The following is a 19,766-nucleotide window of genomic DNA, read 5'->3' as shown; positions in this document are numbered from 1 at the left end:
AAATAATGCTCGCCATTGAATTAAACAAAGTTATTTGCTAATCCTAGTTGGCGATATAGAATAAGGATAGACAAGATTAAGGGGACAGACCATGGATAAAACACCATATTTGACAACAGAATTGCCTGATGGTGAAAAGGTATTGGGCAGTAAAATTCAAAGTAAGCTTACTTATCTAAGCCAAATTCAAGCAGCAATTAATGATAATGATGATCGTTTAGTCTATGAGTTACTTGATAGTAAGCGTTATAACGAAACTATGCGTAAAGTACGGCAGGCTGATTCGAATCGCGAACTAGCCCACCTGGTTGACGACTTACAGGATGAATTAAGCCACCATTTGGGTAAGCAGTTAGTGCAATACTTAGCCCAACGTTTTCCATTCTTCTTCTACGAGGAAGCTAAGACTGGTGTTTTCCAATTATACTTTGGTAATTGGTGGGATCGACGTTATTTCGGCTTACTAGATCCTTTAACAATCAGTTTTATTTTTGATGATCATGAGTTTGAAATGTTGGTTCAAGCCGTTGCCCTTAGTGCACATGATGAAAGGTATCATACACGTATTATCGAAGAAACGACCCAAGCAAATGCAGCGCTTCAAGCGGTTATTAATGAACAACCGCAGCGGGATGCAAAGCGCCTACAACTTATGAGTCAATTGAATACGATTGATGAGCAACGGGCTGGCCTATTTGGTGGCCGGGGTAATTCAGATGAACGTCGCCAAATTGAAGAGCAATTAAGTCAATTAGATGCGGCAGATGCTAAAGCTCTTGAAGCCCCGGAATTAATTGAGAAGAATAATGCACAAATTTTGAATTACTCTAAAGCGGATACAATTTTAATTTATGAGCAAAAAGCAATTAACGATGAATTTGGTGATTTTGCAAACTTCAAAGCAGCTTTAGGCACATTATATGAAGACTACTTAACTGCTCTCGTTGGTAAAACAACGTCGGCTGTAAGCGCGCCAGTTACGGAGGTGTAATATGTCTAAGTTATTGGAAGAACGGGTAGTTGCTTATACTGACCTATTAACTGACGATATTAAGCAGACGGTGAAAATGACGGATGATTTACGTGAATTAGCGCAGACTAAAGCGGCTGAGCGAATTCATCCTTTATTACAAGAGCTTAGCAAGGGGCCTTTAACTAACGAATGGGTAAAAGTTCCACGGCAATATTCATCAGCTGATATGTATATGATTGCTTTAGATCGGTTAATGTCATTTGCTGGCCTGAATAGCTATGAAATTTTTACACCAGAGGACCGGGAAGAATTAACGTTGATTCCGGCCGAAATTAATTTGCCAGCGGCTTTCCAATTCGTTGTAGCCAATCAACAAAATGTCGATGGTGCCTACTTTGTTGAAGTTAACAGTGGCCTACGGCTGTTTTATTGGCAGCCTAGTGCTAAACGGTTGCTTTTCAATGCCGATGCACTAACTGATTTGTTAGTGGCGCGCTATCGTAAACAAACGACGGCGGCAAAAATCCGCGTTTTTACAGAGTTATTGACCCAATTTGCTCGCTATCTAGAACGAGAATTTGACTATACGGTTGACTATAATATTCTAGAAACCCAGGATACTTTCTTGTATCCTTTGGTGCAATTGGATATGCCAGCTGGTATGTTAGACCGACTCTTTATTTTATCTGCTGAAAGTAACTTCTTTTTGCAAGGAATCAAAGACGGTGCGGGGATGGTCTTGGATAATAATGTCGAGATTCGTATTTTTTATGTACCGGACCCAACCGTTGCTGGTGGACAACGCTGGCAATTCCAAGTAGTCGATGGTAAAGATGCTGTGTCATGGTTGGACGTGCTTTTGGATTATGATTTTATTGGTGCTTGGTACCTAGTTGAGCGACAATATATTGCAATTAAGAGCGATGGCTTGATTTTTGGTAATCAGACGGCTAGCCTGATTGCTGACCCGATAACACCAATTCGACCGGAAGTTGAAGTTCAAATTTTACAACCCCGAGGAATAAAAGAAGGATGAAGTTAGATTTTGTTGAATATTTGCGAGCTGTCCGCCCAGCTTTTCGGCAAGCTAGTGGACAGTGGGAGCGACCAATTGGCCCAAAAGACTTACTACTAAATGATTACTTAAATCTGGATGTTGCTTTAAGTGAGTTGATTTTAGCTAGCAAGACAATTAATTTAAACAATGAGCATTCGGCCTTAAACCAAATGACCCAACCAGCAATAATCGACTTATATGCAACGGCCTTGTTATCTTTTTTGATGATTAGCCATAAACAGCAATGGACACATTTAATGGTCTTGGAAGATGCTGATTTGGCGAAGTTCGCGCATTTCCCACAAAGAAATTTAGCCCATCAGTTTGTTGGAATTAAAACGATGTTGTGGAATAGTTATCATCAAAAACGCCAAAGCGATTTTGCTCATGCTTGGCGGTCATTTTTGAAGTTGGGCTTAGTTGAGTTACATTTAACTAGTGAAGAACTTGATCAAACAATTCGCCAAATGTTAGTAACAGCTGAATAAGTGCATAATTAATTTGCCAAACTTAAAATAAAACAGTAAAATAGGATGTGGTTTTGTAATCACAACCTTGTACCTGTAGCACAACTGGATAGTGCACTCGGTTTCTACCCGAGCGGTTGTGGGTTCGAGTCCCACCAGGTACATTTGATTATCCTCGTGAAGACCTTGTATAAAGGCTTTACGGGGTTTTTATTTTGTTTCTGTTTAAGCTTTAGGCGGATCTAAATGCTTGTATATATTTAATTTTGTAGAATTTAGTGTTTCTACAATCAGAGTAGAGGAACTAGCAGCATGAAAAGGTAACCTAATAAAAAGGCTGTTGGCCTGAGTACGACCAACAGCTAAGATTTTAAAGGGCTTCGATGTAAACAGCTGTACCATATGCGGTAACTGAATCACCAACTTGGGTGGAAGTTGTATCAAAGCGGAACATAATGACAGCATTAGCACCCTTATTACGTGCTTCATCACGAAGTCGCGCTAAGGCTTCATCACGAGCAGATTGTTGCAATTTTGTGTAGCCTTTAACTTCGCCACCGACAAGCGATTTTAGACCTTGTCCAATATCAGAACCTAAATTACGTGAGCGACTTGTTAAACCAAAAACTTCACCAAGCGTTTTAGTAACTTTATAACCAGCAATATTTTCCGAAGTTACAACTAAAATATCATCATTCATTTTTAAGCTCCTCACTTTAGCAAATTGTCTGTAGGACATGGGTGAATTTATACATATATTTTAACATTATCCGGCTTAGAGAGGGGACGATTGCTACAAAATGAATGGTTTTGGCTGAATTAATATAGATAAATGTAAGGTTGAGCTTAGGTGATTTGTAAAAAAAATATTCGTGTTAGCAGTTGAAATTAGTTGAGAGAAAGGTTATAATTATCGAGTTGTGTTTGTGGATTTTCACAAACTGCAACCACCCGTTGCCTGTATTAAGTTAGCTAGTGATAGCTACGCGGACACGGTGAGTCTAAGTTTTATATAATATTTAGGAGGTCTACAGACTCATGGCAGAATATGCAATCATTGAGACTGGTGGTAAGCAATACAAGGTTGCTGCTGGTGAAGCTATTTACGTTGAGAAGTTGGATGCTGCTGAAGGCGAAAAGGTTGTTTTCGATAAGGTTGTCTTTGTTGACGGCAAGATCGGTACACCATTCGTTGACGGTGCTTCAGTTTCAGGAACTGTTGAGAAGCATGGTAAGGAAAAGAAGGTTGTTACTTTCAAGTACAAGCCAAAGAAGCACTCACATGCTAAGCAAGGTCACCGTCAACCATATACAAAGGTTGTCATTGACACGATTGCCTAAGACATCGGAATAGGAGGATAAAATCATGCAATTGAATTTGACTAACTTGACGATGCTTTCACACCACAAGGGTGGTGGTTCATCATCTAACGGTCGTGACTCAGCAGGTCGTCGTCTTGGTACAAAGCGTGCTGATGGACAAGATATTAAGGCTGGATCAATCATTTACCGTCAACGCGGAACACATATTTACCCTGGTGTAAATGTTGGCCGTGGAAACGATGATACATTGTACGCTTTGACTGATGGTGTGGTAAAGTTCGGTCGTTTGGGCCGTGACCGCCGTCAAGTATCAGTCGTTTCACGCGACGAGTACAAAGAGATTATTGCTAAGTAATGTAGTTACTTACAATGACTAATTAAGTCGATTAAACTATTAAGTAGTTTAATCGACTTTTTTATTTAATAAATTATTTTTAATTGAGCATGTAACCTGAGTTTGTTGGAGTGCCTTTTGCACCTAATTAAAAAAAATGCTAAAATTATCTTTTGTGTAGATTTGTGAGCAATTGATATGCCTAAATTAAAGCATACAATAATATAAAAATTTTGAATAAAAGGTAAGGTTATGAGTGAAGAAGTAGGAAAAAATCCTAATCAATTAAAGCGGACGATGACCTTGATTCCCGCAATTTCAACGGTGATGGGAACAGTAATCGGGGCTGGTGTATTCTTTAAAGCATCAGCGGTGGCTCAGGGAACTGGGTCAACAAGTATGGCAATGTTCGCTTGGCTTTTTGGTGGTTTAATCAGTATTGCGGCTGGCTTGACTGGGGCTGAGTTAGCGGCAGCATTACCCGAAACAGGTGGAATGCTAGTCTACATCGAGCGGGCTTATGGTAAATTACCAAGTTATTTGCTAGGTTGGGCGCAGGTAATTATCTATTTCCCGGCTAGTATTGCGGCTAAAGGGATTATCTTTGGTACGCAGGTAGTTAATCTGTTCCATTTGGGGATGAATGCAGTTGTACCAGTCGGCGTAATTGCCTTATTGTCAGTTACGGGGATTAACTTTTTGGGGTCAAAGGTTGCTGGACAGTTCCAAGCAATCACTTTGTTTTGTAAGCTGATTCCATTGGCTTTGATAATTATTTTTGGTTTATTACAGCCCGGTGGGGTTGCTGTTAGTATCTTACCAGTTCATGCTGGCGCTGGTACCGGTGGCTTTGCTACAGCTATGGGAGCTGGTTTATTGGCAACAATGTATGCCTATGATGGCTGGATTCACGTTGGAAATATTGCTGGTGAGATGAAGAACCCTTCGCGTGACTTGCCACGGGCAATCGCTGGTGGGTTGATTGGCATCATGGTAATTTATTTGCTTGTGAATTTTGTTTTCCTACACACGCTACCAATCCATGCGATTGCTGGTAATGAGAATACACCAATGGATGCAGCGAATATTATTTTCGGTGACCTTGGTGGTAAGCTGGTTACGATTGGAATTTTGGTTTCAATCTATGGAACTTTGAATGGTTACACAATGACTGGTATGCGGTTGCCTTATGCAATGGCAATGGAGAACAGCTTGCCTTTCTCTAAGTACTTTGTTAAGTTAAATCGCTTCCAAATTCCATATATTGCTGGTTTGTTCCAATTGGCACTATCAATTTTGTTGATGTTCCAAGGTGGTTTTGATCAATTAACTGATATGCTAATTTTCGTAATTTGGCTATTTTACATCTTGGTCTTTATTGCGGTAATTCGTCTACGTCACACGGAACCTGAGTTGGCGCGACCATATAAGGTGCCTTTGTACCCATGGATTCCGTTAATTGCGATTCTTGGTGGGGTTTTCATCGTTGTCATGACCTTGATTAGTCAATTTAGCTTAGCAATGATTGGCCTGGGCTTGACCTTACTTGGTCTACCAATTTATTTCTACATGCAGCATAAAAAGTAATTAAATTAAAATGTGAAAAACAGTCTGGCTAGTAAAGCAAGACTGTTTTTTTTGAAATAAGAGCTTGTAAAGTTGAAATTAGGTAGCTAGGTGACTCTATGATAAAGTTTTAGTAGAGGATAATTACTAATTAGCGGGAGATAATATGAAAAAAAGACTTAGCAAACAACTTTGGTTTCAACTATTAGCAATCATTGTGGCTTTGGAATTAATTGCCATTGCCATTAACTTTTTTTACGCACCAATTGAGGTTGCAGCGGGTGGAGCCACTGGAATCGCAATTTTGTTAGACGCAACTTTTGGCATTAGTCGAGCCTTAACTGTTTTGGTAATTAATATTTTCATGATTATTATTGCAGCAATTTTTTTGAATCGTAGAACTGTGCGCAATATTATCTTTGGTAGTTTCATGCTACCGTTGCTGCTCTTTATTACACCCAGTTTTAAGTTAGTTGAAGACCCGGTTTTAGCTGTAATTATTGGCGGGGCGGTCTTTGCGACGGGAGTTGCAATTTTGTATCGGTTTGAAGCATCGAGTGGTGGTACAACGGTACCACCAATGATTTTAAAGAAATATTGGCGGATTAATCCTGCTAAATCACTATTGGCCATTGATTTAATTGTGACTGCATTTAACTTATTGGTTGCCGGTACAAATGCTTTCTTCCTAGCAGCGTTTTCTTTGGTAATTACGTCTTTGGTTATGCGTTATATTGAAACAGGCCTCGATTTAAAACATCAAGTTACAATTATGAGTAATGATAAATTACCAGAAATTCGGACGATGTTATTAAATGAGGCGCATAGCTTAACGGTATTCAACGTACAAGGTGGTTATACTGATAATAACCGTGAAATGTTAATGGTGATGGTTGATAATAGTAGTTACGCACATCTATTAAGACTGATTCACGATATTGATGAAACGGCCTTCATTGTCACAACCAATGTAACTGAGGTGCATGGTGGTACTTTTGGTATCTAAAGTTAGGCTTTAGTTGCTAGATTAAACTTTGCAAGTCTTTATGGGGAATAATTGTTATAATCATAGGTAAAGAAAAATGAGGTAAATAATATGACATCACGTTTAGATTTAGTAAGGCAGACTTTTGATAAGCTTGAGATTGATGGCTTATTAGTAACAGATGGCACTAATATGAAATACCTGACCGGCTTTGAAGGCGGGAATGGCGATGGCGTTGTCTTAGTTGGTGCAGATAAAGCAGCATTGATCACGGATGGACGGTATGAAGAAGCCTACCGTGATAATTTACCAGCTGGGGTTGAACTATTAATTACCCGTGATTATTTTGGGGTTGCGATGGTTGCGGCTAAGCGCTTCGGTATTGCCCGGTTAGGCTTTGAAGATACAATTAGCTATCGTGATTTTGATGTAATTGATGAAACTTTTGATGGCGAAGATATTGCTCCAATCCCAGCTTTGTTGGAGATGATTCGGGAAGTTAAAGAAACAGCTGAGCTTGCAAAGTTACGCAAAGCAGCAGACGTTTCAGTGGCGGCCTTTAATGAGTTATTGCCAGCCTTGCATGTTGGTATGACTGAACGGGAAGTTGCAAATCTATTGGATCAAATCATTAAGAGCAAGGGTGCCGAAAAGCCATCCTTTGATACAATCGTTGCATCTGGTTACCGTAGTGCCTTGCCACATGGTACGTCAACAGATAAGGTAATTGAAAAGGGCGATTTAGTCACAATTGACTTTGGTTATTATGTTGATGGGTATACATCAGATATCACCCGGACTTTAGCTTTTGGTGAACTAGCACCTGAAGCTAAGGAGATTTATACGGTTACAAAGCAAGCCCTAGATGCAACCATTGCGGCGGCTAAGCCAGGTATGTTGGCTAAGGATTTGGATGCCGTAGCACGGCAGGTAATCACGGAGGCTGGTTATGGTGAGGCCTTTAATCATGCAACTGGTCATGGAATCGGACTTGATATTCATGAAGGCCCAGTAATTTCAGCACGGTCTAGTGAAGCAGACATCTTAGCAGAGGGAATGCTATTGACGATTGAGCCTGGTATCTACCTAGCTAATGTTGGTGGGGTACGAATTGAAGATGACATCATTTTGACAGCGGATGGCAGTGAGAACTTGACTGCTGGAATTCCAACTGAATTAATCGTAATCGAGCGTTAATATGACAGTCGAGTATTTTGAATTTTACCGCGGTAATCTAATAAGCGGTTTTGATTATTTCTATGGTAAAAAAACAGCACAGACCGCATTTATATTAGGAATTGATCGACAAAAACATTTGACGCCTTTAGATTTAGCCGATCCAGCTGTGAACTTTGATTCAAATCAATTAGCAACGGGCCTTGATAAATATAAGCAATTTGTTCGACCAGTAGCCTTCCAATGGGAAGGCATAACAAATCGTTTGGTTGAGCTAGTTGGTGATTGGCAACCAAATTATCAAGGGGTAGTTGCTGAAACCAATGAAGAATGGGGTTTGCGGATCAAGTATCAAGATGTAGTAGAAATGCAACGTAGTTGGGGCCTTAATCAGTTTCCAACAAATTTTGATGATTTTTATCAATGGCTTAAAACCTTAACCAGTGGGCATTTGTAAACAGGTAGGGGGAGTAGTATGGAATATTTTACAGCGGATACACATTTTTATCATGAAGTCTTGTTACAAAGTAAAAATTTTTCGCCAAGACCCTATGATACAATTGCTGATTTACATGCAGGCATAATTGCTGCTTGGAATGCACGAATTACCGATGATGATGTGGTTTACCATTTAGGAGATGTCGCGTTTTTAAACAAGATCAAGCCAGTGACAACCGGTTATCAAATGGTCTTGGAAATTTTACAAAGCTTACATGGTCAGATTCAATTAGTTAAGGGAAATCATGATACGCGTAATTTTTTGAAATTTTTGGCAAAACTTAATTATAAGTTACCTAATGGTAAAGATAAGTTTGTTTTTCATGATGTTGGTTTGATTTTAAAGGCTAACGGACATCAATTCTTTTTGACCCACTACCCACTAATCTTTGGTCAGACCAAAAATTCGATTAATTTACATGGTCACATTCATCATTCTATGGTTAATATTCCAGAGAATATCAATGTTGGGGTTGATAGTGCGGATTTAGATTATTTATTTACTAATGAACGACCAGAGTGGGGCAGTCCATTGAATTTAGCTGAGCTGGAAGCAATTATCAGAGCGAAGCATGATGATTTTGCGAAAAGGAGCTAGCAATGACAGAAGAGATAACAATTTTACATACTAATGATTTTCATTCGCATTTTGAAAATTGGCCTAAGATTCGTCGGTATCTAGAAAATCAGAAGCGACAATTAGTACGTGAAAATCATACAGTTTTAACTTTTGACATTGGTGATTTCATGGACCGGGTTCACCCATTAACTGAAGCTACAATGGGTCAAGCTAATGTTGATTTACTAAATGAGGTTGGTTATGATGCGGTGACGGTGGGAAATAATGAGATGCTGGGCTTTCCGCATGCTGTCATGGATGAGATGTATGAGCGCGCTAATTTTAAAGTTTTATTGGCAAACGTTAAAGATCGGCAAACTGCGACGACACCAAAATGGGCCAGCCAATATCAGATTATCGAAACTAAAGCAAAGACCAAACTAGGTATAATTGCCTTTACGGCACCATTTATCTTGACTTTTCCGCTTCTTGGCTGGGATCCCCAAGCGGCAAGTGAAGCTTTAAAGCCCTTGTTAGCTGAATTAACGCCCAAAGTTGACTGTATTATTTTACTATCACACTTAGGGTTACCAACTGATCGGTTTTTAGCGGATAATTTTAGTCAACTTGATCTAATTATCGGTGCTCATACGCATCACTTACTGCCGGAAGGTGAGGAACGTAATCACTCGCTCTTAGCTGCAGCTGGTAAATATGGACAACATGTTGGCAAAATTTCATTGACGCTTGAAGCAGGCAAAATTATTGCTAAGCAGGCTAGTGTGCAAAGTACGGCTGACTTACCTGCTTTACCAACTGATGATGTTGAAATTGCAAAGGCTTATGAAACCGGTAAGAAGTTACTACAAAAACAAAAAATTGCGTTATTACCGACTACTTATGCTAAGGATTCAAATGCAGCTAACCGGTTAGTCGACTTAGGGCTTAAAGCGCTTGAGTTAAAGACAAATACAAAGGTTGCAATGTTATCAACCGGTTTATTTTTAAATGATTTACCGGCTGGTCCAGTGAATGCTTTTGACTTACACCAGTTATTACCACATGCAGTACATGCTAATCGGGTCACCTTAACTGGTGAAAATTTGTTACGTCTTTACCGCGAAGTTAATAAGAACCGAATGTTTATGCGGGCAGCTAAAATCCGGGGAATGGGCTTTCGTGGTGATACTTGGGGCGAGATTATCTGGGATGGCCTAACACAAAGTAAAACTGGTGAGTTGTTAGTAAACGGTGAAGCTTTAGACTTACAGGCTAAGTATCAAGTGGGGTCGTTGGATCACTATTTGTTTATTCCGTATTTCCCCACTTTAGAAATTGCGGGTGAAAATGAGTTGCTTTATGACACCGTCTTCCGTGAGGACTTTGGTGACTACTTAGCGCAAAAATTCCCCCAGTTGTAGTTTATGAAAGGAGTTCATGTTTGAATGGATCGTGAGCGAATGAAAGAATTGACCGAGGCACAAGTTTTAGAACGAGCAGCGGCCAATGTAATTGTGCAAAGTGCGCAAGGTGATGAGATTCAAATCAATGACCGGGCTTACCGTCTGGTAAAAAATTACCGGGACGCCTATGACAGTCAAAAGATGGCGACCCGTTTTAGCACATTCCTTGAAAAGTATGATTACTTGGTTGGGGACATTGCTGCAAATCAATTACGTCTGCGCGGGTTTTATGCCGCAGGTACTGAGGGTGTTCCCAGAAGTCAGCAAATTAATACCTTACAGGATTACTTGTTTGAAGAAATTAATTTTGGTGCACCTTACTTCGTTTTACAAAACCTAGAGCCACATTTGGTTGAAGAGCTTGAGGAAGTCAGCCATCATCGTGAGCATAGTAAAAAAACGCATAATCGACAAAAAAAATCGAAAAACGCTAACTTACAAGCGAAAACAGCAGCGGTTGCGGAAAAGAAGCATCCTGTAAATCCGAAACCAAAGCATGACAAGAACCATAAGCAACGGGTGGAAACCAAAGGAAGTAATGGACACCGTCGTTTCCAGGTACGTGAGCGTAAAACAGGAGAAATCAAGCAACATGAGTAAGTATAAAGGGTATTTTATTGACCTTGATGGGACGATTTATAAAGGGCGACAACAATATCCGAGTGGTAAACGTTTTATTGAACGCTTAAAGAATGCCGGCATTGATTACCGCTTTGTAACCAATAATTCGACTAAGACCGCTAGTGAAGTTGCAAAAAATTTGACCGAAAATCATGCGATTCCAACTGAACCAGAACAGGTGTATACATCAGCAATGGCGACGGCCGATTATCTAAAAGACCAAGCAAATATCACAACCGTTTTGGTAATTGGCGAAAGCGGGTTAAAATCAGCTCTGACAACCGCTGGTTTTACCTTGGTTGAAAAAGCACCAGCTGACGCCGTGGTAGTCGCATTAGATCGGCAAGTTGATTATGAAAAATTGATGCAAGCAACCTTTGCAATTCAAGCTGGGGCGGTTTTTATTGCAACCAATGTTGATACTAATTTGCCAAATGAATTGGGGATGACACCCGGTGCGGGCGCTTTTGTCAGTTTTATTGCAACAGCAGTGCAAAAGCAGCCAGTGATTATTGGTAAGCCATCAACAACGATTATTAATCTTGCTTTAGCACGGGTAGGTAAGACCGCCGATGAAGTAATTATGGTTGGCGATAACTATAATACTGATATTAAAGCTGGGTTGAACGCTGGTATGGATACCTTATTGGTATATACTGGCGTAACTAAACCTAGTGAAATGGCCAGTTTACCCGTTGCTGAGCAGGCAACCTATATGCTTGATTCATTAGATGATTGGCAAATATGATTTTGTATTGAATTTAGCTAGGCACAGGTCATTTTCTGCGGTAAAATTAGGACGCTCAACGAGCATATTACTTGTTTTAAGAAAGAGGAAGCAGAAGATGACAGTAGTACACCCATATTTGATGATGGCTAATACCAAGGAAGCTTTGGCTTATTATGAGCAGGCTTTAGGTGCCACAAACATTGTACGGATGCCAGTTGGTGAAGCTCAAGCAGAGCAGTTTGGAGTTGATCCAGCACAGGCCGCTGAGATGACGATGCATGGTCAATTTGATGTGTTAGGTACGACCATTATGGCTGCTGATAATTTTAAGGGTGTTGAAGCCCTTAATTATGATGCACTATCAATTTTGTTAGATTTAAATTCTGAAGATGCTGCTGAATTGGCAAAAGCGGATGCTTTCTGGCAAACAATCACCGCAGCCGGTTTGGTGAATATTGATATGGAATGGGCTGACCAATTCTGGGGTGGCAAAATGGGCCACTTTACTGATAAGTACGGTGTTAGTTGGATGCTACATGCTCAACCATACTCAAACATGCCTGGTCAACAAGCTTAAAAAATAATTTCGTTAATTAAACCATTAAACAATTTGCTTAATGGTTTTTTAATATTTTTTGAAATAGTTTGTACACCGAGAATTACCTTGGTTCAACAGGTTAAATCAAAGTTCTTGGATAGAGGGCTTTTAAGGATAAGATACAAAAAACACCCACTAGCTAACTTAGCCAGTGGGTGTTTTTTATAAGTTATTCGGCGTTTAATAGTTGTTTGATACCTAAAACAATACTATAGATGTACAAGATTACGGAAATTAAAGCAAAAATTGCAAAAAAGATTAAGGTTGTTAATCCGGTGATTTGGGCACTGTTAGTAGCTAAACCAATTACCCCAATTAGGATTAAAATCAAAATGATGAAAAGAAAGGGGGGGATTTGAATCCAAAATGCTTTTTTAGCATTGGCACGAACGTCTGGTTTATCAGCAATGACCCAGATGATTAAGGCGACCAAAACCGGTGCGATAAGGACCGATAGATAGGCAATTGCACTTACAAGTCGATTAGCTTTCATAAAGATTAGCCCTCCATAGCACATTTAGCGTGCTTAGTTATTTTTACGATTGTTTAGATGTTTTTTGTACAAAAAGTAGCAACTATAGGAAATCAAGCCGACAGACAGGCCACCAACCAAGAGGCCTAGTAATAGTTCATCATTTTGGGCTCGCATGTATAAATTGTTTGCCTCAAAAAGACCAGCGAATAATGCAATCAGTAGTGCGATGCGCGCAATGTATTTAAAAATTTTCATAAAATTACATAACCTAATATAATTACTTTTACAATTTTACCTGTTAATAGCTAGCAACTACCTTGAAAAATTAATACATCTTTATTATAAACTAATCTTAATCGTATTTGGGAACTTAGGTACTTTAGATGACAAAGCTTAAAAGATTGTTATATTTTAATTGATTTTTTGTAAAAGTGACCGTACTAAGTAAGCAGATAAAGTGGTAGAATACTGAAAACTATAGTGATAAAGGAGCTTTTAAGATGGTAGAACGTTGTGAGTGGGGAGAAAGTAGCCCAGCAATGATGCGGTACCATGATGAATCATGGGGTGTACCATTGCATGATGACCAGGCATTATTCGCTAAACTAATTTTAGATATGAATCAAGCTGGTTTATCTTGGGCAACCATTCTTAATAAAAGTGATAATTTTTATCGTGCCTATGAAGGTTTAATTATTGAGCGTGTCGCTGCATTTGATGAAGAAAAGTATCAAGCTTTGCTAGCAGATAGTGGCATTATTCGTAACCGTCTTAAAATTCGAGCTGCCATTGTAAACGCACAAAAGGTTCAGCAGATTCAAGCAGAATTTGGTTCCTTTGATCAATATATCTGGTCCTTTACAGCTGGACAGGTTGTGCAACATCATATTGCTAATATTTCTGACGTGCCAGCTAGTAACGCTTTATCAGACGAAATTAGTAAGGATATGAAAAAACGTGGTATGAAATTTATTGGCTCGACAACGATATATGCTTATTTACAAGCAATTGGCATCATTAATGACCATGTACAAACCTGTTTTCGGTATCGTGAATTAGTTTAGGCTTAAAAATTTATTAGACAAACTTTCCGTTCGGACTGATAATGTTTTACTTAATCAATTGCTTGGCTGAATCGGGAAGTTGAAATGGGCCAACGCGCCTCGGTTACTTTGTGGTATCATGGTCATAATTTAGATTGATGAAGTGAGTGAGAAATGAAACGTAGGCAAAAACAATTAACAAACCTTACATCCATATTGGGGATTATTTTAATTCTTTTATCTTGGGTGAATAATAGTCAGTGGATAAATTTTGCAGGCTTAGTGCTAGTATTTGGCGCAGCAATATCAACTTATTTATTGGAACGTAGCCGTTCTGCTCTATTTTCACTGGCTCTCTGGGCAATTTTAATTCTATTACAAGCTTTTGCTAGTCACTAAAGACAAACTAATAGGTGGATTAAACTGCCGGGTATTTTAGAATGGATTTAAAACCAAAATTAATTAAAGCAGCTTGCATGTGCAGGCTGCTTTTTTTGAATTAACGATAAAAGTCTAAGTGATAAATAGAGGCCAACTTGTTGATAAATTAAATCATGGTCTTTTGTTAAGATGTGAACACTTTGTTCGAGTAATTAAATGTATTTAAGTATTTATAATATATTAAAAACATAAATAAAAACGAAGTTGTTGACAGCGCTTACATTTAGATTTAATATAAATTCCGGGCGAATTAGGCTTTGCAAATACGCTCAATTTTAGGAGGATAATCTCGTGCGAGAGAATCATTTAATGGGACAGCGGATCTCTTATATGTTGGGTGCGCTTGGACATGATGTTTACTATGCAGCGATTAATTCATATTTTGCGGTTTACTTGGCGGCAAATATGTTCCAGGGTAGTGCACATAAGGATGAAATGATTGCCTTAGTTACATCATTAGTGCTGGTTATTCGTTTGGTTGAAATTGTTTTTGATCCAATTATTGGAAGTATTATTGATAATACGCAAACCAAGAATGGTAAGTTTAAACCTTGGTTGATCGTTGGTGGTATTATGTCATCAATTATGGTCATGGTAATGTTCTCAGGCTTTGGTGGTCTGACAACTAGTTCAAATACAACGTTATTTACAATTGTCTTTATTATTTCATTTATTATTTTGGATGCTTTTTATTCGTTTAAGGACATTGCCCTTTGGTCAATGATTCCCGCTTTGTCGGCTAAAAATGAAGAACGTGAAACGTTGGGAACTTTTGCTCGTTTTGGTTCAGCAATTGGTGCCCAAGGAACTTCAATCTTGGTTTTCCCAATCGTTTATTTCTTTACAGCAATGATGACCGGTTCATATTCAGAAGGATCATCTGGTTGGTTTATCTTCGGTGTGATTGTGGCGATTGTTCAAGGTGGAACCGCCTTGATTGCCGCCTTTGGTACTAAGGAGCAAGATTCTTCACTTCGCCAAAAGGCAGAAAAGACAAAGTTTGTCGATGTCTTTAAGGCTTTGGTTACTAATGACCAATTGATGTGGCTATCATTAGCTTATATCTTGTTTGCCCTGGCTTACGGGGCGGTCAATGGAACGCTACCGTTGCTCTTTACCTTCGTTTTGGGTAATCAACTGTTGTTCTCGGCAGTTGGTTGGATTGGCTTTATTGGTTCAATTTTGCTAGTTCCATTGTTCCCTAAGTTGTCACAAAGCTTTGGTCGTCGGCGTGTATTTACTGGGGCTATCATTTCAATGTTGATTGGACTATTACTATTCTTCTTTGGAAATAGTGAAATTACAGTTATCTTAGGGGTCATCTTTATGACTTGCCCATATCAATTGGTCTTCTTGTCAGTTTTGATGACCATTACTGATTCAGTTGAATATGGTCAGTGGAAGAATGGCGTACGTTCTGAGTCTGTTACCTTAGCTATGCGGCCTTTGCTCGATAAGGTTGCTGGTGCCTTCCAAAATGGTATTTACTCATTCGTTGCAATTTCTGCCGGTATGACTGGTGCCAAGTATATCGCTGGTGCCAATTACCACGTTGGTATGTTTAAAATCTATGTTTATGCAATTCCAGCAATTTTGATCATAATCTCGTTGGTGCTCTTCTTAACTAAGGTTAAGTTGACGGAACAACGTCACCGTGAAATTGTTGCTGATTTGGAAAAGCGTTTAGGCTAATAGTAAATTAAAAATGCGAGCGAGGAATAAACTCGCTCGCATTTATTTTTTTTAGACAACTTATAAAAGCTGGAGGAACTAATGGCAATTATTATAGATGAAAAAAACCAACTGTTTACTTTGCAAACGGCTAATACAACTTATCAAATGAAGGTTGGTAAGCATGGTAATCTTTTGCACCTCTATTACGGGCAACAAATTGAAGCGGTTGATTTATCTTACTTATTGGAGAATACCAATCGGCCTTTTTCGCCATATCCTTATGGTGAGCATAGTGAGACGCCATATTCTTTAGACATTCTGCCACAAGAGTTTCCAACTTATGGAACTGGTGATTTACGAAGCCCAGCTTTGGTGGTTGAACATGCCGATGGTAGTAAAGTTTTGAATCTAACCTATCAAGGTTATGAGGTGTTAAAAGGAAAGTATCAGCTGGAGGCGCTGCCTAGCTTTTTTGCCAAAGCAGATGAGGATGTTGAAACGTTAAAGATTATCCTAGTGGATTTACCTAGCTCAGTGCAAGTAACCCTCTATTATGGAATTTTTGCTCAACAAGATATTTTGACGCGGGCTGTAGTGGTTGAAAATCAAGGGGCTAGTCCGATTAAAATTGAACGAATTCAGTCGCTGGCTTTGGACTTTATCAGTGGTAACTATGATTTAATTCATTTTCCAGGCCGTTGGGCTTATGAACGCCAGTTAGAACGACAAGCAATTCACCATAATGTGATTAAATTAGCATCAAATGATGGTAATTCAAGTTCCCGTGAAAATCCTGGCTTCATCGTTGCGAGTCAAACAGCAACTGAAACCACTGGCGATAGTTATGGATTTAATCTGGTGTATTCGGGTAATTTCACAGCGACTCTGCAACAGGCGACGGTTAATCAAACACGGGTAACTTTAGGGCTGGGTGATGATAATTTTAGTTGGGTCCTAGAAGCTGGCAAACGATTCACCGCACCAGAGGCCGTGATGAGTTATTCAGCAAGGGGACTAGGGCAGTTATCAAATAATTTCCATGATTTAGTGTTAAATAACTTAAACCCAAGTCAGCATGTGCATAGTCCTCGACCAATTTTGATTAATAATTGGGAAGCAACTTACTTTGACTTTAATGGGGCAAAACTTCTTGAAATTGCTAAGGGTGCCAAGGAGATGGGGGCGGAAACGTTTGTTTTAGATGATGGTTGGTTTGGGGCACGCTCAGATGACCAACATGCTTTGGGTGATTGGGTGGTTAATGAGGCTAAGTTGGGGATGTCCTTACATGATTTAGCGGATAAGGTAAATCAATTAGATTTGGGTTTTGGACTGTGGATTGAACCAGAGATGACGAATGAGGACAGTGATTTATATCGAGCTCATCCCGATTGGGTCTTTAAGTATCCAAACCGCCAACCAGTGATGGGACGCAACCAATTAAATTTGGATTTAACGAAGGTAGCGGTACGAGATTACCTTTTTGAAGCAATTAGCACAGTTTTAGATTCAGCTAATATTACTTACGTTAAGTGGGATATGAATCGACCAATTACTGACTGGTATTCACAAGACACTGACCAACGGCCAGCTGAATTACAACATCGCTATATCTTAGGATTATATGATTTACTAGATCGATTGACCAAACGCTACCCAGAAATTTTGTGGGAGGGATGTTCATCTGGTGGCTCAAGATTTGACCTAGGTGTTTTGGCCTACTATCCACAAATATGGACCTCTGATAACACAGATCCTATCGACCGACTACGGATTCAATATGGAACCAGTTTCTTCTATCCACTTGCAACCATGGGATCACATGTTTCAGCTAGTCCAAATCATGATAATGGACGGATTACACCCTTAAAGACACGGGCATTGGTGGCCATGGCTGGTTCATTTGGCTATGAACTGGATACAACGCAGATATCAGCTGCAGAACGGCAAGAAGCCCAACTTTATAGTAAAAGCTATCGTGCCAAACAAGCTTTAATTTATCAAGGAAACTACTATCGTTTGCTAGACCCATTTAGTGGGCGTTTCGCTGCTTGGCAGATTGTCGCCAAAGATCAAAGTGAGAGCTTGGTTACGGTGGTCGCAAACGATATGTTGGGGAATGCTCCTTATCTATATTTGAAGTTGCGAGGCTTAAAGCCAACCCAAGAGTATCAAGTGAATGGTGTGGTTTATAGTGGTAAAGTATTAATGAACGTTGGACTCCGCCTGACAAAAGCGGCTGAAAATTATGCGGCAATTCAATTACACCTAAAGAAGCTTTGAGGAAGAGAAATACATGACAATTTATGAAGCGATTGAAACATTTGTGCAAATTGCAATCAAAAATGCAGTGATTAAAGCAGCAGACCAAATCTACTATCGAAACCAACTGGCCCATTTTGTTGGCGTGCGGGATTGGCAAGCGCTACAAGCGGTTATTCGTGATTCGCTTGTTGCGCGCGATGTATTGTTAGCGACCGCGCAGGCAAACAACCAGATTGCAGACGGTGACGATGAATTTTTTGAAGCTGCGTTGATGAATTTTATCACACCATTGCCTAGTCAACTTAACGAAACCTTTTGGGCTAAATATCAAGAAGCACCTAGTATGGCAACTCAGTATTTCTTCAACCTAGCCAAAGAGGTTGACCAGGTGAAGACCCAAGCGATTGCTAAAAATATTGCGTTTGACTATTCGAGTAAGTACGGTAACTTAGAAATTACAATTAATTTATCTAAGCCAGAAAAGGACCCCAAAGCAATTGCAGCGGCTAAATTAATCAAAAATAGTGGTTATCCAGCCTGCGCCCTTTGCGTAGAAAATGAGGGCCTTTATGGTGGTGGCAGTCAACCGGCCCGCAGTAACCATCGGATTGTTAGGCTTGAATTGAATGGGGAAGCGTATGGCCTTCAGTACTCACCATACGCTTATTATCCAGAGCATTCGATTGTCATGAATGTTAAGCACAAGCCAATGGAAATCTCAGAGCAGACCTTTGTAAAACTTTTGAATTTCGTTGATCAATTTCCACACTACATGATTGGCTCTAATGCCGATTTGCCAATTGTAGGCGGTTCAATTTTAAGTCATGATCATTTTCAGGCTGGACGACATGATTTTCCAATGGCTAAGGTCGGTTTACGTAAGCAAGTTGTGTTAACTGGTTTTCCAGAAATTGAAGCCGGCATTCTGGCTTGGCCAATGTCTGTTTTGCGTTTAAAAAGTACAAATCAGGCGCAATTAGTGGCAGCAAGCGCAAAAATCCTTAATGCTTGGCGTAAATATGATGACCAAGCACTAAGTATTACGGGTCGTGACGCTGAGGGCATTGACCATCACACAATTACCCCAATTGTGCGACATCAGGATAAGAGCTATGAAGTTGATTTGGTATTACGAGATAATAATGTTTCCGCACAATACCCAGACGGAATTTTTCATCCCCATGCACCCTTGCATCACATTAAAAAGGAAAATATTGGCTTGATTGAGGTTATGGGCTTGGCAGTTTTGCCAGCACGGCTAAAAACGGAGCTTGCCGAGGTTGAAGCTTACTTGCTAGATCAACCGGCAAATGTTGCACCAAGTCATCAAGCCTGGGCGGATGAATTAAAGCAAGAGGCTGATTTTACGGAAGCAAACGTGCATACAAAAGTGCAAGCTGCTGTGGGAGCGGTTTTTGAACGGGTCCTTGAGGATGCGGGTGTTTATAAGGATAATCCTACCGGCTTGGCTGGCTTTGAACGCTTTATTACCTTTGTTAATCAAAAGGGTTAGGTGGA

Annotated in this window: 22 protein-coding genes, 1 tRNA gene and 1 other annotated feature; of the genes, 20 read left to right on the top strand and 3 right to left on the bottom strand. The window is 39.7% G+C overall.

Annotated features, from left to right (window positions below; translation table 11 throughout):
• Positions 1 to 91 precede the first annotated feature (91 nt).
• From TT13_RS08995 to TT13_RS08980, 4 genes are all read left to right on the top strand, one after another.
• Entirely contained in the window at positions 92 to 991 is a 900-nt protein-coding gene (locus TT13_RS08995) for a hypothetical protein (RefSeq protein ID WP_045477082.1), read from the top strand.
• A gap of 1 nt (position 992) precedes the next feature.
• A complete protein-coding gene (locus TT13_RS08990) occupies positions 993 to 2,009 on the top strand; it encodes a hypothetical protein (RefSeq protein ID WP_027699675.1) in 1,017 nt (338 codons plus the stop codon).
• On the top strand, positions 2,006 to 2,518 hold the full coding sequence (locus TT13_RS08985) for a hypothetical protein (protein WP_027699674.1): 513 nt from the start codon (positions 2,006 to 2,008) through the stop codon (positions 2,516 to 2,518). Before TT13_RS08990 ends, TT13_RS08985 begins: the two co-directional genes overlap by 4 nt.
• A 69-nt stretch (positions 2,519 to 2,587) precedes the next feature.
• Positions 2,588 to 2,661: transfer RNA gene (locus tag TT13_RS08980), tRNA-Arg, on the top strand.
• A gap of 206 nt (positions 2,662 to 2,867) precedes the next feature.
• On the opposite strand, the gene TT13_RS08975 is transcribed toward TT13_RS08980, so the two are convergent.
• On the bottom strand, positions 2,868 to 3,197 hold the full coding sequence (locus TT13_RS08975) for a heavy metal-binding domain-containing protein (protein WP_145912372.1): 330 nt from the start codon (positions 3,195 to 3,197) through the stop codon (positions 2,868 to 2,870).
• A 235-nt stretch (positions 3,198 to 3,432) separates the two neighbouring features.
• Positions 3,433 to 3,510: a sequence feature (ribosomal protein L21 leader region), on the top strand.
• A 25-nt stretch (positions 3,511 to 3,535) separates the two neighbouring features.
• Between TT13_RS08975 and rplU the strand changes: the two genes are divergently transcribed.
• The 11 genes from rplU (at position 3,536) to TT13_RS08920 (ending at position 12,329) form a co-directional block, all read left to right on the top strand.
• Positions 3,536 to 3,838 carry a 50S ribosomal protein L21 gene (gene rplU / locus TT13_RS08970; protein WP_027699672.1) on the top strand — a complete coding sequence of 101 codons (303 nt, stop codon included), beginning with the start codon at positions 3,536 to 3,538 and terminating at the stop codon, positions 3,836 to 3,838.
• A gap of 25 nt (positions 3,839 to 3,863) precedes the next feature.
• Positions 3,864 to 4,175: a 50S ribosomal protein L27 gene (gene rpmA / locus TT13_RS08965; RefSeq protein ID WP_027699671.1), complete on the top strand. Its 312-nt coding sequence runs from the start codon at positions 3,864 to 3,866 to the stop codon at positions 4,173 to 4,175.
• Between the two features lie 231 nt (positions 4,176 to 4,406).
• Positions 4,407 to 5,741, top strand: a complete 1,335-nt coding sequence (locus tag TT13_RS08960; protein ID WP_027699670.1) for an APC family permease — start codon at positions 4,407 to 4,409, stop codon at positions 5,739 to 5,741.
• A 145-nt stretch (positions 5,742 to 5,886) separates the two neighbouring features.
• Positions 5,887 to 6,726 carry a YitT family protein gene (locus TT13_RS08955; protein WP_027699669.1) on the top strand — a complete coding sequence of 280 codons (840 nt, stop codon included), beginning with the start codon at positions 5,887 to 5,889 and terminating at the stop codon, positions 6,724 to 6,726.
• 90 nt (positions 6,727 to 6,816) lie between these two features.
• Positions 6,817 to 7,902: a M24 family metallopeptidase gene (locus TT13_RS08950; protein ID WP_027699668.1), complete on the top strand. Its 1,086-nt coding sequence runs from the start codon at positions 6,817 to 6,819 to the stop codon at positions 7,900 to 7,902.
• A 1-nt stretch (position 7,903) separates the two neighbouring features.
• Positions 7,904 to 8,338: a hypothetical protein gene (locus tag TT13_RS08945; protein ID WP_027699667.1), complete on the top strand. Its 435-nt coding sequence runs from the start codon at positions 7,904 to 7,906 to the stop codon at positions 8,336 to 8,338.
• 18 nt (positions 8,339 to 8,356) lie between these two features.
• The gene (locus TT13_RS08940; RefSeq protein ID WP_027699666.1) at positions 8,357 to 8,977 is read left to right on the top strand and encodes a metallophosphoesterase family protein; all 621 of its coding nucleotides are present in this window, start codon (positions 8,357 to 8,359) and stop codon (positions 8,975 to 8,977) included.
• Positions 8,978 to 8,979: 2 nt separating this feature from the next.
• A complete protein-coding gene (locus TT13_RS08935; protein ID WP_027699665.1) occupies positions 8,980 to 10,359 on the top strand; it encodes a bifunctional metallophosphatase/5'-nucleotidase in 1,380 nt (459 codons plus the stop codon).
• Between the two features lie 24 nt (positions 10,360 to 10,383).
• Positions 10,384 to 11,001 carry a YutD family protein gene (locus TT13_RS08930; protein ID WP_027699664.1) on the top strand — a complete coding sequence of 206 codons (618 nt, stop codon included), beginning with the start codon at positions 10,384 to 10,386 and terminating at the stop codon, positions 10,999 to 11,001.
• A complete protein-coding gene (locus TT13_RS08925) occupies positions 10,994 to 11,770 on the top strand; it encodes a TIGR01457 family HAD-type hydrolase (protein WP_027699663.1) in 777 nt (258 codons plus the stop codon). The genes TT13_RS08930 and TT13_RS08925 overlap by 8 nt, the downstream gene beginning before the upstream one ends.
• 97 nt (positions 11,771 to 11,867) lie before the next feature.
• Entirely contained in the window at positions 11,868 to 12,329 is a 462-nt protein-coding gene (locus TT13_RS08920; RefSeq protein ID WP_027699662.1) for a VOC family protein, read from the top strand.
• A 190-nt stretch (positions 12,330 to 12,519) separates the two neighbouring features.
• On the opposite strand, the gene TT13_RS08915 is transcribed toward TT13_RS08920, so the two are convergent.
• A complete protein-coding gene (locus tag TT13_RS08915; RefSeq protein WP_027699661.1) occupies positions 12,520 to 12,843 on the bottom strand; it encodes a magnetosome magnetite crystal formation protein family in 324 nt (107 codons plus the stop codon).
• A gap of 33 nt (positions 12,844 to 12,876) precedes the next feature.
• A complete protein-coding gene (locus TT13_RS11345; RefSeq protein WP_190279655.1) occupies positions 12,877 to 13,080 on the bottom strand; it encodes a hypothetical protein in 204 nt (67 codons plus the stop codon).
• A gap of 245 nt (positions 13,081 to 13,325) precedes the next feature.
• Here TT13_RS11345 and TT13_RS08910 point away from each other — a divergent pair, with 245 nt between their 5' ends.
• The 5 genes from TT13_RS08910 to galT all read left to right on the top strand — a co-directional run bounded on the left by TT13_RS08910 (position 13,326) and on the right by galT (position 19,761).
• Entirely contained in the window at positions 13,326 to 13,889 is a 564-nt protein-coding gene (locus tag TT13_RS08910) for a DNA-3-methyladenine glycosylase I (protein ID WP_027699660.1), read from the top strand.
• A gap of 153 nt (positions 13,890 to 14,042) precedes the next feature.
• Positions 14,043 to 14,267, top strand: coding sequence for a hypothetical protein (locus TT13_RS08905; RefSeq protein WP_027699659.1), 225 nt, complete (start codon positions 14,043 to 14,045; stop codon positions 14,265 to 14,267).
• A gap of 351 nt (positions 14,268 to 14,618) precedes the next feature.
• Complete coding sequence (locus tag TT13_RS08900) at positions 14,619 to 16,001, top strand: glycoside-pentoside-hexuronide (GPH):cation symporter (RefSeq protein WP_027699658.1); 1,383 nt, start codon at positions 14,619 to 14,621, stop codon at positions 15,999 to 16,001.
• An 81-nt stretch (positions 16,002 to 16,082) separates the two neighbouring features.
• Positions 16,083 to 18,266 carry an alpha-galactosidase gene (locus TT13_RS08895; RefSeq protein ID WP_027699657.1) on the top strand — a complete coding sequence of 728 codons (2,184 nt, stop codon included), beginning with the start codon at positions 16,083 to 16,085 and terminating at the stop codon, positions 18,264 to 18,266.
• 13 nt (positions 18,267 to 18,279) lie between these two features.
• Positions 18,280 to 19,761: a UDP-glucose--hexose-1-phosphate uridylyltransferase gene (gene galT, locus TT13_RS08890; RefSeq protein WP_027699656.1), complete on the top strand. Its 1,482-nt coding sequence runs from the start codon at positions 18,280 to 18,282 to the stop codon at positions 19,759 to 19,761.
• Positions 19,762 to 19,766: the final 5 nt, after the last annotated feature.

It is taken from the genome of Weissella oryzae SG25, assembly GCF_000691805.2.
GTDB classification, from domain to species: Bacteria; Bacillota; Bacilli; order Lactobacillales; family Lactobacillaceae; genus Weissella; species Weissella oryzae.
The sequence above is the reverse complement of the archived record's forward strand: the minus strand, read 5'-3'. Positions and strand labels throughout refer to the sequence as shown.

What these genes read in the sequence shown, in the direction of transcription:
- TT13_RS08995 (WP_045477082.1), top strand. Translation starts at nt 92, where the DNA reads ATGGATAAAACACCATATTTGACAACAGAATTGCCTGATGGTGAAAAG.
- TT13_RS08990 (WP_027699675.1), top strand. Translation starts at nt 993, where the DNA reads ATGTCTAAGTTATTGGAAGAACGGGTAGTTGCTTATACTGACCTATTA.
- TT13_RS08985 (WP_027699674.1), top strand. Translation starts at nt 2,006, where the DNA reads ATGAAGTTAGATTTTGTTGAATATTTGCGAGCTGTCCGCCCAGCTTTT.
- TT13_RS08975 (WP_145912372.1), bottom strand. Translation starts at nt 3,197, where the DNA reads ATGAATGATGATATTTTAGTTGTAACTTCGGAAAATATTGCTGGTTAT.
- rplU (WP_027699672.1), top strand. Translation starts at nt 3,536, where the DNA reads ATGGCAGAATATGCAATCATTGAGACTGGTGGTAAGCAATACAAGGTT.
- rpmA (WP_027699671.1), top strand. Translation starts at nt 3,864, where the DNA reads ATGCAATTGAATTTGACTAACTTGACGATGCTTTCACACCACAAGGGT.
- TT13_RS08960 (WP_027699670.1), top strand. Translation starts at nt 4,407, where the DNA reads ATGAGTGAAGAAGTAGGAAAAAATCCTAATCAATTAAAGCGGACGATG.
- TT13_RS08955 (WP_027699669.1), top strand. Translation starts at nt 5,887, where the DNA reads ATGAAAAAAAGACTTAGCAAACAACTTTGGTTTCAACTATTAGCAATC.
- TT13_RS08950 (WP_027699668.1), top strand. Translation starts at nt 6,817, where the DNA reads ATGACATCACGTTTAGATTTAGTAAGGCAGACTTTTGATAAGCTTGAG.
- TT13_RS08945 (WP_027699667.1), top strand. Translation starts at nt 7,904, where the DNA reads ATGACAGTCGAGTATTTTGAATTTTACCGCGGTAATCTAATAAGCGGT.
- TT13_RS08940 (WP_027699666.1), top strand. Translation starts at nt 8,357, where the DNA reads ATGGAATATTTTACAGCGGATACACATTTTTATCATGAAGTCTTGTTA.
- TT13_RS08935 (WP_027699665.1), top strand. Translation starts at nt 8,980, where the DNA reads ATGACAGAAGAGATAACAATTTTACATACTAATGATTTTCATTCGCAT.
- TT13_RS08930 (WP_027699664.1), top strand. Translation starts at nt 10,384, where the DNA reads ATGGATCGTGAGCGAATGAAAGAATTGACCGAGGCACAAGTTTTAGAA.
- TT13_RS08925 (WP_027699663.1), top strand. Translation starts at nt 10,994, where the DNA reads ATGAGTAAGTATAAAGGGTATTTTATTGACCTTGATGGGACGATTTAT.
- TT13_RS08920 (WP_027699662.1), top strand. Translation starts at nt 11,868, where the DNA reads ATGACAGTAGTACACCCATATTTGATGATGGCTAATACCAAGGAAGCT.
- TT13_RS08915 (WP_027699661.1), bottom strand. Translation starts at nt 12,843, where the DNA reads ATGAAAGCTAATCGACTTGTAAGTGCAATTGCCTATCTATCGGTCCTT.
- TT13_RS11345 (WP_190279655.1), bottom strand. Translation starts at nt 13,080, where the DNA reads ATGAAAATTTTTAAATACATTGCGCGCATCGCACTACTGATTGCATTA.
- TT13_RS08910 (WP_027699660.1), top strand. Translation starts at nt 13,326, where the DNA reads ATGGTAGAACGTTGTGAGTGGGGAGAAAGTAGCCCAGCAATGATGCGG.
- TT13_RS08905 (WP_027699659.1), top strand. Translation starts at nt 14,043, where the DNA reads ATGAAACGTAGGCAAAAACAATTAACAAACCTTACATCCATATTGGGG.
- TT13_RS08900 (WP_027699658.1), top strand. Translation starts at nt 14,619, where the DNA reads ATGGGACAGCGGATCTCTTATATGTTGGGTGCGCTTGGACATGATGTT.
- TT13_RS08895 (WP_027699657.1), top strand. Translation starts at nt 16,083, where the DNA reads ATGGCAATTATTATAGATGAAAAAAACCAACTGTTTACTTTGCAAACG.
- galT (WP_027699656.1), top strand. Translation starts at nt 18,280, where the DNA reads ATGACAATTTATGAAGCGATTGAAACATTTGTGCAAATTGCAATCAAA.